The sequence below is a fragment of the Pseudomonas kilonensis genome, assembly GCF_001269885.1.
GTDB classification, from domain to species: domain Bacteria; phylum Pseudomonadota; class Gammaproteobacteria; order Pseudomonadales; family Pseudomonadaceae; genus Aquipseudomonas; species Aquipseudomonas kilonensis.
Window position 1 is genome coordinate 69,038 of record NZ_LHVH01000024.1, and the last position, 12,470, is coordinate 81,507.

The 12,470-nt window shown below is 61.9% G+C and carries 8 protein-coding genes; 7 read left to right on the top strand and 1 reads right to left on the bottom strand.

Annotated elements, in window-relative coordinates; translation table 11 throughout:
• Positions 1 to 35: 35 nt before the first annotated feature.
• A complete protein-coding gene (locus AD662_RS16640; protein WP_053188972.1) occupies positions 36 to 2,189 on the bottom strand; it encodes a WG repeat-containing protein in 2,154 nt (717 codons plus the stop codon).
• A 269-nt stretch (positions 2,190 to 2,458) separates the two neighbouring features.
• On the opposite strand from AD662_RS16640, the gene AD662_RS16645 reads away from it, so the two are divergent.
• The 7 genes from AD662_RS16645 (at position 2,459) to AD662_RS16675 (ending at position 12,419) form a co-directional block, all read left to right on the top strand.
• On the top strand, positions 2,459 to 4,165 hold the full coding sequence (locus AD662_RS16645) for an ATP-binding cassette domain-containing protein (protein WP_053188975.1): 1,707 nt from the start codon (positions 2,459 to 2,461) through the stop codon (positions 4,163 to 4,165).
• Between the two features lie 1,410 nt (positions 4,166 to 5,575).
• Positions 5,576 to 6,535, top strand: coding sequence for an AAA family ATPase (locus AD662_RS16650; protein WP_003202654.1), 960 nt, complete (start codon positions 5,576 to 5,578; stop codon positions 6,533 to 6,535).
• A 9-nt stretch (positions 6,536 to 6,544) separates the two neighbouring features.
• Entirely contained in the window at positions 6,545 to 7,489 is a 945-nt protein-coding gene (locus AD662_RS16655) for a DUF58 domain-containing protein (RefSeq protein WP_014339082.1), read from the top strand.
• On the top strand, positions 7,486 to 7,980 hold the full coding sequence (locus AD662_RS16660) for a DUF4381 domain-containing protein (protein WP_014339081.1): 495 nt from the start codon (positions 7,486 to 7,488) through the stop codon (positions 7,978 to 7,980). The genes AD662_RS16655 and AD662_RS16660 overlap by 4 nt, the downstream gene beginning before the upstream one ends.
• Entirely contained in the window at positions 7,973 to 9,052 is a 1,080-nt protein-coding gene (locus AD662_RS16665) for a vWA domain-containing protein (RefSeq protein WP_018614340.1), read from the top strand. Before AD662_RS16660 ends, AD662_RS16665 begins: the two co-directional genes overlap by 8 nt.
• Positions 9,049 to 10,785: a tetratricopeptide repeat protein gene (locus AD662_RS16670; protein WP_053180176.1), complete on the top strand. Its 1,737-nt coding sequence runs from the start codon at positions 9,049 to 9,051 to the stop codon at positions 10,783 to 10,785. The genes AD662_RS16665 and AD662_RS16670 overlap by 4 nt, the downstream gene beginning before the upstream one ends.
• Positions 10,782 to 12,419, top strand: a complete 1,638-nt coding sequence (locus tag AD662_RS16675) for a BatD family protein (protein ID WP_053188978.1) — start codon at positions 10,782 to 10,784, stop codon at positions 12,417 to 12,419. Before AD662_RS16670 ends, AD662_RS16675 begins: the two co-directional genes overlap by 4 nt.
• The last annotated feature ends 51 nt before the right edge of the window (positions 12,420 to 12,470 follow it).

Below are 12,470 nucleotides of genomic sequence, written 5' to 3' on the forward strand. Positions count from 1 at the left end.
TAAATCCCCTCGCCACGGGATCAGTGAATCAGCCTTTATTCGTCGTTCTGCACGAGATTGCCATCAGCGTCATAGACCAGGTACTCGTCATCGTTCTTCGGATCCCTCACGTAGTAACGGGCCTCATTGCCGTTATCCGGCACCTTCATGCTGGTGTAGGAGCCCAGTTCCTTGATCACCTTGTTGTTCTGACTGATCAAGACCAGCCCGGAACCACCCCCGGCCCGAATGGCCGCGGCGTAACGGGTCTGGAACGCGTTGATCTGGTTGTAATCCAGCGGGACCTGCAACCTGCCCGCCAAGTCGATGGCGCCATAGCTGCCATCGCGTCCGACCACTGCCATGCCGTTGGAAAACGGTTCCACCTCGTCATACGGTAACTTGATGGGTAACCGTGTCCCCTGGCGATTGATAAAAGCAAACTTCCTGCTTTTAGCGTCCTGCACCAACAGCGGTTGTTGCCCGACAAACCGGCCTATCACGTTGTCACCCTGCAGGTTGATCCGTTTACCGTCCAGGTCGAAAACATCCTGGCGGCTCCGATCGGCAGAGCTGGCGTAGAGCAAACCCGCGCTGTGCTCGATGCCCGAGAATTGCGTCGGCAGGATCTGCTTGCCATCCAGGGTATAGGCACCGTACAGGCCTTCCGTGACATCGGTTCGCATGCCGAGACGGGCGATGAACAGGTTGTCGGTCACGGAGGGGTTGACGAATTTCATCGGCAATACGAAACGATGCCCCTTGGCATCGTAGAGCCCATAAGGTCCGTTGGTTTCCCGCTCCACCAACAGCAGGCCATTGCTCAACGCCTCGGCGATGTTTTCGAACGGCAGGTCCACGAGCTTGTTGCTGCCGGCAGGAAAATAGGCGAGCTGGCTGCGCAACGCCTGCCAGTCCGAGTCCGGGTCGCTGGACTTTTCCGGGGAAAACAACGTGTAGGTATCGGCCACCTGGCTATCTTGCACCTGCACCCAACGGGGCTTGATCAACCACTGGCCGGCCTGGTCGATGAAGCCGTAGCGCTCGGCCTTGCGGTCCAAGGCGATGTACCGCGCTTGTGCTGCCAGGACGTTGTCGACCTGGGTGAACTCAACGCTGCTGTCTTCCATCGGATCGAGCACATGGATGACGATACGTTGTGGGGTGGCCTCGAATTGATAGTCGACCTCGGTGTTTTTCAACGGCCCCACCTGAGCGGCCAGCGCCTCGGTCAAGCGCTCCAGTTGCTGTTGCACCGCTTGGCCGGTCTTGAGCTGCTTGAGATCGTCCTTGGTCTGCAGCAGCGCTTTGTAATAGTCATGCAACGCCGCGATATCGCTGTCGGAGGGAAACGCCCGGGAGTTATTGCCGTTGCTGTAGAGCGCCTTGCCCGCGTCGTCCAGCCCCTGCACCACGAAGGTCGACATTTTCGGCGTACTCAAGCGCACAGAGGCGCTGCCATCACCCAGGGCAGTGAGCTGGAAGGACTGGCCGTCGTCCAGGGTCACCTTCGGATGATCCTTGTCCAGCACCACTTTCCTGAACGCCGGATAGCTGCGGTAAGCGACCGTCAGGCCAAGACTCGCCAGCGGCTTGTTCACCGAAAGTGCAAAGGCATCATGGGACGCGATCATGTCGTCGGACTCGACCTTGGGCGGCGCCTTGAGATCGGCGAAGGTTTTTTCGCTGCCATCGCGAAAACGCAGGCGCTGCGGCAGGTATTGCTCGGTCGTCGGCTCATCCGGCGTCGCGGCGCGCTTCCAGAGCGGATCGAGGCTGCTGGTGTCGAGCCTCACTTCGGAACTGTCGGCGAATAACCTCTGGGCAAAACGCAGGCCCTGGATCGACGCCAGTTCGGTTTTTAGTTGCGCGCTGGTGAACGGGACAAACAGCGGCTCGTATTGCAACGGCTGCTCGTCGGCGGGCCCGGTCGTCTCGACGGTCAGGCTCAGTTGCACATCACTGACCAACTCCAGGGACCTGAGGGTTTCACCGGTGTCCTGAATCAAATAATTGAGGCGTTTCTCCACCTCGGGCGGTGCCAGCGTGCCGATGTCTTCCATGCCCCCTTCGTTCAGTTGCTCGGCGGCGAAACCTTCATCGGCCGGCGCGCCGCTGTGGCGGAACAGGTAATAGGACGTACAGCCCACCACCAACAGGGTCACACTCAGTATCGACAGCAATCTCAAACGAGGCTGGGTAAAGTTCATGGAGGCTTCGGTCGTAAGGGGTTGGGGAAGGCAGGCAGCTAACCACATGGCCTTACGCGCTGCAAATCGCCTGGAGGGGCCGGTTCTGTTACTTCGGCATGCCGACACCCGGGATCAAACCCAGATTCCCACACGCGCATCCTACTGATCATCAAGAACAAGCCTACATCGGCATCGGAAGTTGCACTCTGGCCCTCCCAAAAGCTCACTGCTATTAATTATGCACTTGCGAAATAAACACGCAAATCACGGACGATCGTATCCATCCTATGCAAACGCTCATTAGAACTGCCTGCAAAAAACATACGCCCCTTCTGGTATGCACCCTTGCAACAATCATAGCGCTCAAGCTCATCGCACTCGCCCCACCTTTACTTCTGGGGACCATTGTCGACACCTTGTACGGTGAGAAACACGAAACAGCCAACATATTGCTCGCGCTTACGGCTGGCCTTGCTCTCGCTGGGTGTGTTCAGGCAATTATCAGCCCGCTACAGACCCATTGCCTATCCAAGCTCGTCCAGCAAACTGTCATGGCCGCATCCATTGAGTGGCTGGCAAACCTTATGCGCAAGGAGTTCGCCCGGTTCAATGCATGGCGAATCGGTCATTTCATAAAGTCTGTCGAGCGCGGAATTACCGCTCACGAACAACTATTGACGTTTTTTGTCACCGTCGGACTGCCGTTGTGCTTGGAGTTCTTGATCGTTGGCGGTGCTTTTTTTTACATGGGAGGCAGTGAAGTTTTTGTGAGCATGACTGGTTTAGGAATTATCTACCTGATTGTCGCCCACAAAATTATCAAATGGCGCAGGAAGCACATTGACGCTGTCAACGAGCAGGAAGATGAATTGAGCGCCCATTTGTACAACACGCTCAATGCCGGTAAAGCAATAAAGCTGGAAAACGCCGAGCCTACCGCCACACAGCCGCTAAACGAGGCCTTCAAGCGCTACGCCAATGCTGCGGTGACCGCAGCAACCTCGGGTGGCTTCTTGAGCGCTGCCAAGATTCTGTTCGTCAGCCTCTCCACGGGCGGATTACTGGGATGGGGGGTTGTCGATCAACTGTCGAGCCAGCCCAGCATCAGTGTCGGACAACTGGTAGCCATTTTTTCCATTGCAGGCAGTTACTTACTCAATATCGTCGCATTAACGGAGGGCTATCGCGTGATGGACCAGTTTCTTGCCGACCAGCGTCGACTTCAAAGCCTGCTTTCGCTCCCAAACTTTGACCACTGTGATCGGCAATTGGAAGTCATTTTTCGGGGGGCATCGACATTGACTCTCGATCAGTGCGTAGTCACCGAAAATGGCGACGTTCGGTTATCGATCACACAAAGCCTGAGATTTATTCAAGGTCAATCAGTGGCGATCATCGGTCAGAGCGGTGCAGGCAAGTCTACCCTGCTGGAAGTCCTCGCTGGTTTGGATCAAGAAACGCGAAATCAGTTGAGCATCGATGCAACTCCCGTTTCACAACTGAACCCTCGCCTCCACTTGAATGCATTGCGGTACTGCCCTCAGCAGCCTCGCTTCCTGGAGGGTCCTTTTGAAAAGTCGGTTCTGTTTGGCGCTGAAACGTCACCTCATCTCGATCAGGCAATACGAAAACTGCAGCTACAGGATATTGTTTCTGAGCGGACCATCAGTGAGCACGCCTCGAATATCTCCGGAGGCGAAGCCAAACGCCTATCGCTGCTGCGCCTAATCAACAAGCCCGGAAAATTCAATATGTTCGACGAGCCAAGCGCATCCATCGAACCCAGGCTGACCACGCCCCTTTGGGACCTTTTATTCGACGTTTTTGCCGGGCAGGGGTTGATATGTGTCACCCATGACGTTGACCACCTGCATCGGTTTGACCGGGTCATTGTGATGCATGACGGGGCAATCGTGGAGGATGGCCCGTGGCGGGATCTGATCGATACGCCAGCAATCAGGCTGCTGGTGGATGAGATTCGGATGCAAAATTAGCGAAAATATGAGGTACCAGATCTACTACGGTAATCGCGAGCAGGCTCGCTCCCACACTGGATCGGCGGCGTGCCTTGACCCCGCACCCACCGCCACTCCCTCTGTGGGAGCTGAGCTTGCTCGCGATAGCGGTGGGTCAGGCTGCATTGAAGTTGAAAGTACCGTCGTCATCGAGAGCAAGCTCGGCTCCCACACTGATCTCGGGTGTTCATGGAGTCGGTGTCCACTGCCAATCCCTGTGGGAGCTGAGCTTGCTCGCGATAGCGGTGGGTCAGGCTGCATTGAAGTTGAAAGTGCCGTCGCCATCGCGAGCAAGCTCGGCTCCCACACTGATCTCGGGTGTTCATGGAGTCGGTGTCCACTGCCAATCCCTGTGGGAGCTGAGCTTGCTCGCGATAGCGGTGGGTCAGGCTGCATTGAAGTTGAAAGTGCCGTCGCCATCGCGAGCAAGCTCGGCTCCCACACTGATCTCGGGTGCTCATGGAATCGGTGTTCACCGCCAATCCCTGTGGGAGCTGAGCTTGCTCGCGATAGCGGTGGGTCAGGCTGCATTGAAGTTGAAAGTGCCGTCGCCATCGCGAGCAAGCTCGGCTCCCACACTGATCTCGGGTGTTCATGGAGTCGGTGTCCACTGCCAATCCCTGTGGGAGCTGAGCTTGCTCGCGATAGCGGTGGGTCAGGCTGCATTGAAGTTGAATGTGCCATCGCCATCGCGAGCAAGCTCGGCTCCCACACTGATCTCGGGTGTTCATGGAGTCGGTGTCCACTGCCAATCCCTGTGGGAGCTGAGCTTGCTCGCGATAGCGGTGGCTCAGGCTGCATTGAAGTTGAAAGTACCGTCGCCATCGCGAGCAAGCTCGGCTCCCACACTGATCTCGGGTGTTCATGGAGTCGGTGTCCACTGCCAATCCCTGTGGGAGCTGAGCTTGCTCGCGATAGCGGTGGGTCAGGCTGCATTGAAGTTGAATGTGCCATCGCCATCGCGAGCAAGCTCGGCTCCCACACTGATCTCGGGTGCTCATGGAATCGGTGTTCACCGCCAATCCCTGTGGGAGCTGAGCTTGCTCGCGATAGCGGTGGGTCAGGTTGCATTGAAGTTGAATGTGCCGCCGTCATCGAGAGCAAGCTCGGCTCCCACACTGATCTCGGGTGTTCATGGAGTCGGTGTCCACTGCCAATCCCTGTGGGAGCTGAGCTTGCTCGCGATAGCGGTCTGTCTGAGACGATGCTGCTGGATGTATCGGCCTATTCGCGAGCAAGCCCGCTCCCACACCAGATCCAAACCGATCACAAATCCGCACGCCAGACAAAATCCCGTTAGTCGCCACCCCCCGCCATGCATTAAAGTAACGCCCCCAGCCCCGGCGTTATCCGAACGCCTGGGGCCACCCTTTCCAGGAACAGTCACCGATGGAACATCGTGAAGCGCTGCTTGCGCTGCGAACCTTTCTTTCAACGCAGATTCTCGGCCAGGAAAAACTCATCGAGCGCCTGCTCATCGCCCTGCTTGCCGACGGCCACATGCTGGTGGAAGGCGCGCCGGGGCTGGCCAAGACCAAGGCCATCAAAGAGCTGGCCGAAGGCGTCGAAGCGCAATTCCATCGTATTCAGTTCACCCCCGACCTGCTGCCCGCCGACATCACCGGTACGGAAATCTACCGCCCGGAAACCGGCAGCTTCGTGTTCCAGCAAGGGCCGATTTTCCATAACCTGGTGCTGGCGGACGAAATCAACCGCGCCCCGGCCAAGGTCCAGTCGGCCTTGCTCGAAGCCATGGCCGAGCGCCAGGTCAGCGTCGGGCGCAGCACCTATGAACTGTCGCCGTTGTTCCTGGTGATGGCCACGCAGAACCCGATCGAGCAGGAAGGCACCTACCCGCTGCCCGAAGCCCAGCTCGACCGGTTCCTGATGCACGTCAAGATCGGCTTTCCCGATGCCGCGGTGGAACGCCGCATCCTGCAGCAGGCCCGGGGGGAAGCGCTGAACGGTGAGACCAAGCCCGAACGCCGCGTGAGCCAGCAGGCGATTTTCTCCGCACGCAAGGAAATCCTCGGGTTGTACATGGCCGACGCCGTGGAGGAATACCTGGTGCAACTGATCATGGCCACCCGCAACCCGGCCAAGTTCGACCCGGAAATGGCCGAATGGATCGCCTACGGCGCCAGCCCGCGGGGCTCCATCGCCCTGGACCGCTGCGCCCGTGCCCACGCCTGGCTGGCCGGACGCGACTTTGTCAGCCCGGAAGATATCCAGGCCGTGCTGTTCGACGTGCTGCGCCATCGCATCATTCTGTCGTTCGAAGCCGAGGCCGCCGGCATCGACCAGGACCGGGTCGTGCAGCGGATTCTCGACGTCGTCGCTGTCGCTTGAGCATGCACCATGAATAACCCTCTGGCGCCCGCACCGGGCATCCGCGTCAGCCTTTCGGAGCTGATCGAGATGCGCCATCGCGTGCGCGAGGTGCAGTTGTTCTCGACACCGGGACAGCGCAGTCCGCTGATCGGCCTGCATCACTCCAAGTTGCGCGGACGCGGGGTCGATTTCGACCAGGTGCGGGTCTACCAGGCCGGCGACGACGTACGCACCATCGACTGGCGCGTTACCGCCCGGACCCAGGAGCCCCACACCAAACTGTTCCACGAAGAACGCGAGCGACCGATCTTCATCATGATCGAGCAAAGCCACCGGCTGTTCTTCGGCTCGGGGCTGGTGTTCAAGTCAGTGCTCGCCGCCCAGGCCGCCAGCCTGATCGGCTGGGCCGCGCTGGGGCACAACGACCGGGTCGGCGGCCTGGTGTTCGGCAACAACACCCATTACGAGGTCAAGCCGCGGCGCAGCAAACAGAGCCTGCTGCAATTGCTCAACCGGCTGGTGCGGGTCAACCAGTCGCTGCACACCGAGGCCGAGCCGGACCGCGACTCGTTTGGCATCGCCCTGCGCCGAGCCCGGGAAGTGCTACGACCCGGCAGCCTGGTGATCGTGATTTGCGACGAGCGTGCGTTGTCCGACAGCGCCGAGCAGCAACTGAGCCTGCTGTCGCGCCATTGCGACCTGTTGCTGCTGCCGCTGTCCGACCCGTTGGATCACGCCTTGCCCGCCGCCGGCTTGCTGCGCTTCGCCCAGCGTGGCGCCCAACTGGAACTCGACACCCTGAATTTCGAACTGCGCCAGGCCTATCGCGCCCAGGCCGAGGCGCGCCAGGAGCGCTGGGAATTGCTGGCGCAGAAACTGCGGATCCTGATGATGCCCCTGAGCACCCAGGGCGACATGGTCGAGCAACTGCGCGAATACCTGAACCCCAAGCGGGCCGGAAAAAGCCGATGAGCAGCCTCGATCAATTACAGCCACTGATGGCCCCGCCTCCCATCGGCTTCTGGCCGCCCGCACCGGGCTGGTGGTTGCTGCTGGTGGTGTTGCCGTTACTGGGCCTGGGACTGTGGCAATTGCGCCGGTTCATTCCCATCCAGCGCACCACCGCCCGCAGCGAACAACCCCTGGACCCGGTGCGCCTGGCCGCCCTGGCCGAACTCGCCCGGCTGCCCAAGCCCTACGACGGTGCACCGGCCGGTGCCTGGCTGCAACAGCTCAACGGGCTGCTCAAGCGCCTGTGCCGCAACCACTATCCTTACAGCCAGAGTCACACCCTCAACGGGCGCAAATGGCTGGCCTTCCTGGATAACCGTTGCCCGGCCGCCGGCCTGACGCGCTGGATGATATTGGTGGAAGGCGCCTACAAACCCGAATGCAAGCTCGATGACAAAGCCATCGCCGGCCTGACCCAGGCAGTCGAAATCTGGATTCGCAAACATGTTTGAGTTCGCCTGGCCGTGGGTTTTTGCCTTGTTGCCGCTGCCCTGGCTGATGCGCCTGGTGCTGCCGGCGGCCGACAGCGGCGAGCCGGCGCTCAAGGTCAGTTTCCTCGGGGACCTGGAAGGCCTGGTGGGCCGGCGAGCCCGGGCCAATCTGCCGACCTGGCGGCAACAGTCGCCCTTCATCCTGCTCTGGCTGCTGTTACTGATCGCCGCGGCCCGACCGCAGTGGTTGGGGGAACCCTTGCCCATCGCCGCCAGCGGCCGCGACCTGTTGGTGGCAGTGGATGTCTCGGGTTCCATGGACTTTCCCGACATGCACTGGAAGGACGAAGAAGTCAGTCGCCTCGCGCTGGTCCAGCATATGCTCGGGGATTTTCTCGAAGGCCGCGAAGGTGACCGGGTCGGCCTGATCCTGTTCGGCAGCCAGGCCTACTTGCAGGCACCACTGACCTTCGACCGCCGCACCGTGCGCCATTGGCTCGATGAGGCACGCATCGGCATCGCCGGCAAGAATACCGCCATCGGCGACGCCATCGGCCTGGCCCTCAAGCGCCTGCGACAGCGGCCGGCCCACAGCCGCGTGTTGATCCTGGTCACCGACGGCGCCAACAATGGCGGCGAAATCGACCCACTGACCGCCGCGCGACTGGCCGCCGACGAAGGCGTGAAAATCTACCCGATCGGCATCGGTGCCGACCCGGAACAGAGCGGCACGGCGGGCTTTCTCGGCGTCAACCCGAGCCTGGACCTGGACGAGGCGGCCCTCAAGGACATTGCCCAGGCCACGGGCGGTCGTTATTTTCGTGCCCAGGATGGTGAGCAATTGCTGGCGATCAAGACCACCCTCGACCAGCTCGAACCGGTGACCCAGCAACCGACCCAGGCGCGCCCTGCCCAGGCGCTGTATCACTGGCCCCTGGCCGTTGCACTGCTGTTGAGCATGTTGCTGGTGGCCCGCGCGCGCTGGCCGGACAATCCGTTGCAGCGCCTGTTCAACCAGCCGCTGTTCCAGCCGGCCCAACACACCGAGTGGCGCCAGCGGCTCAAGCGCCTGCGCTTGCGGAGGCGTCGATGATCGCCCTCTGGCCACACTGGCTGCGCCCCTGGTTCGTATTGCTGCTGCCGTTGCTGGGCTGGTTGCTCTGGCAACTGTGGCATCGGCAGAAACGCGTGGGCCGTTGGCAGATGATCTTGCCGCCGGCCTTCCACGCCGTGCTGCTCAGTGGCGGCAGTGGCCGGGAAAGCCGGTTGCCGTGGATTGCCCTGGGGCTGGGTTGGCTGTTGATCGTGCTGGCGTTGCTGGGACCGAGCTGGGCACGGGTCGAACAGACCAGCCAGAAACCCGCCGACCCGCTGGTGGTGGTGCTGGAACTCACCCCGGAAATGCTCGCCACCGATGTTCCGCCGACGCGCCTGGAACAAGCCCGGCGCAAGGTACTGGACCTGTTGCAGAACCGCAGCGATGCCCAGACCGCAATCATCGTCTATGCCGGCAGCGCCCACACACTGGTGCCGCTGTCCGACGACCTGGCCACCAGCGCCAACCTGCTCGAAGCCCTCGCGCCGTCGATCATGCCCCAAGGCGGCCATCGCGCCGACCTGGCCGTCCACAAGGCCATGGCCCTGCTGGACCAAGGCGAACTCGGCCACGGTCGAATCCTGCTGATCGGTTCGTCGTTGAATGAACAGGAACGCCAAGGCATCCGCCAGATCCTCGACGGATCCGCCACGCAATGGCTGATGCTGGGTATCGGGACCCGCGAAGGCGCCCCGGTTGCCCAGGAAGATGGCAGTTACCTCAAGGATGCCCAGGGCGCGATCCTGGTGCCACGCCTGGACAGCCCGGGCCTCAAGGCCTTCGCCAATGAGCTGGATGGCCGCTACCGGCCAGCGCGGCTGGACGACAGCGACCTGCGCGGCCTGGGCCTGCTGGCCGGCCCTCGCCACTTGCGCAGCGACGGACAAACCTTGCGCCTGGACACTTGGGCCGACCAAGGCTATTGGCTGCTCCTGCCCCTGTTGCTGCTGGCCGCCTGCGCCGGGCGGCGAGGCTGGCTGTTTTGCCTGCCGCTGCTGTTCGTGCTGCCGCAAACCGGCCATGCCTTCGAGTTCCAGGACCTGTGGTTGCGCGCCGACCAACAGGGCCAGCACTTGCTCAAGCAGAAGCGTCCCGCCGAGGCAGCCACCCATTTCGAGGACAGCCAGTGGCAAGGCGTTGCCCTGTACGAAGCCGGCCAATACAGCGAAGCTGCCCGGCGCTTCGCCGAAGGCAACGACGCCCGCGCGCACTACAATCGTGGCAATGCCCTGGCCCGCAGCGGTGAGCTGGAAGCCGCACTGGATGCCTACGAACAAGCCCTGGAGTTACAGCCCGACCTGCGCCCAGCCCAAACCAACAAGACCTTGGTACAGAGCCTGTTGAACGAGCAGACACCACCGGCGCAGGAGCCCAAGCCCACCGAAAGCGAGGAACCGGGCCCCACCGAACAAGCACCGGATGCCGATTCACCCAGCCAGTCTTCCGAACCGGGCCAGCCATCCGCCGAGGCAACTGCGACGCCGGACGAATCCCAGCCTCCACGGACGGCACAACCGCCCACCGCCCAGGATGTGCCGGGCAGCGAGCTGCCGGACGAGCAGACCACCACCCCGCCGCTGCGTCCCGCCGCCGGCCAGCGCAATGAAGAAGAACAGCGCCAGGCAACGGAACAATGGCTGCGCCAGATCCCGGATAATCCGGGCGAGTTGCTCAGGCGTAAATTCTGGTATGAACAGCAAAGCCATCAGGCCCAGGGAAAAACCCAATGACCCGCTTCACCGCCTACCTCCTCGTCTTGCTGCTCTGGGCCTCTGGGACCCAGGCTGCACAGCTGACTGCCAGTGTGGATCGCAGCCGCCTGAACTCTGGAGAAACGGTGGAACTGACCCTGGAATCCAACGACGCCACCTTGTTCGGCAAACCTGACCTCGGCCCGCTCCAGGCCTTGTTCGATGTGCGCGGCACCCGCCAGGTCAACCAGTTGACGACCCTCGACGGTGAGAACCGCGCCACCACCCGCTGGATCGTGACCCTGCTGCCGCGCCGAAGCGGCACCGTGGTCATTCCGTCGCTGCAACTGGGCGAAGTAACCAGCCAGCCGATTACCCTGCAAGTGATCGAAAGTGAGACCCGCAACGCCTCGGAGCCCCTGGCGGCGGTGTTCATCGAGGCCAGCCTCGACCAGACCGAAGTGTATGTTCAGGCCCAGGCGATCCTGACCCTGCGTATCTACCATTCGGTGTCACTGTACGACGACAGCAGCCTGACGCCGCTGCACATCCCCGATGCCCGCACCGAACAGCTGGGCGAATCGCGCACCTATGAAAAAGTCATCAACGATGTGCGCCATGGCGTGATCGAACTGCGGTATGGCATCTACCCACAGCGCAGTGGCGAGCTGATGATCCCAGCCCAGGCATTCAGCGCCACCCTGGTCGAACCGGTGACCCAGGACGCCGCCCCTTCGGGCCCCAAACCCGGCCAATTGATGCGGGTCAGCTCCGAGCAACTGCTGCTGAGCGTCAAACCCAAGCCTGCCAGCTACCCGGCCGACGTACCCTGGCTGCCCGCACGCAGCCTGTCCTTGAGCGAAAGCTGGAGCCCGGAACCGACCCACAGCCAGGTCGGCGATTCCCTGACCCGCAGCCTGACCCTGGAAGCCGAAGGCCTGGCCAGCGCCCAGTTGCCACCGCTGCCGGCCACCGAGATCAATGGCTTGCGACGTTACCCGGACCAACCGGTACTCAGCAGCCGCAGCAGTGAGCGCGGGCTGGTGGGCAGCCGCGAAGACCGCGAGGCGCTGGTGCCAAACCGCAGCGGGACCATCGAGCTGCCACCGGTGGAAGTGGTCTGGTGGAACACCCTGGAAGATCACCTGGACCGCACCAGCCTTCCGGCGCGGACCCTGCAGGTGGCGAACAATCCGAGCCTGATGGTGGATACGCCGGCCGGCACGACGCAGATTGTCACGACGGTCGACAGCGAGACCCTATGGTACTGGCAACTGAGCACCTTCCTCCTCGCCTGCACGACACTGCTCGGCTTTGGCTTGTGGTGGCGTGCCCGTTGGCAACCAGCGATCCTGCGCTCGACCCAGGCCGGACCGAGCCCGCGCACCCTGCTGGACGACCTCAAGCGCGCCTGCCTGGCCAACGACTCCCACGCCACCCGCCAGGCCCTCGACGCCTGGGCCCGCCAGCAGCCGGAAACCCTGGCCGACATGGCGGCGCGCTTCGTGCCGCTGTCCGACGCCCTGGACGGCCTCAACGGCGCGCTCTACAGCGAGACCGGCCAGCATTGGCAGGGAGAGGACTTGTGGCGGGCCATCCGCACCATCCCGCCCACCGAAGGGGGGCTGGGCTCGGCGGGTGATTCGGGGTTGCCGCCGCTTTACCCCAAATAAACCCGCTTTTTTTCGTAACCTTTATGGCGAGGGGATTTAGGTGGGAGCGAA

Excerpts from the sequence above, each read along its gene's own strand:
- AD662_RS16640 (WP_053188972.1), bottom strand. The coding sequence starts at position 2,189 with ATGAACTTTACCCAGCCTCGTTTGAGATTGCTGTCGATACTGAGTGTG.
- AD662_RS16645 (WP_053188975.1), top strand. The coding sequence starts at position 2,459 with ATGCAAACGCTCATTAGAACTGCCTGCAAAAAACATACGCCCCTTCTG.
- AD662_RS16650 (WP_003202654.1), top strand. The coding sequence starts at position 5,576 with ATGGAACATCGTGAAGCGCTGCTTGCGCTGCGAACCTTTCTTTCAACG.
- AD662_RS16655 (WP_014339082.1), top strand. The coding sequence starts at position 6,545 with ATGAATAACCCTCTGGCGCCCGCACCGGGCATCCGCGTCAGCCTTTCG.
- AD662_RS16660 (WP_014339081.1), top strand. The coding sequence starts at position 7,486 with ATGAGCAGCCTCGATCAATTACAGCCACTGATGGCCCCGCCTCCCATC.
- AD662_RS16665 (WP_018614340.1), top strand. The coding sequence starts at position 7,973 with ATGTTTGAGTTCGCCTGGCCGTGGGTTTTTGCCTTGTTGCCGCTGCCC.
- AD662_RS16670 (WP_053180176.1), top strand. The coding sequence starts at position 9,049 with ATGATCGCCCTCTGGCCACACTGGCTGCGCCCCTGGTTCGTATTGCTG.
- AD662_RS16675 (WP_053188978.1), top strand. The coding sequence starts at position 10,782 with ATGACCCGCTTCACCGCCTACCTCCTCGTCTTGCTGCTCTGGGCCTCT.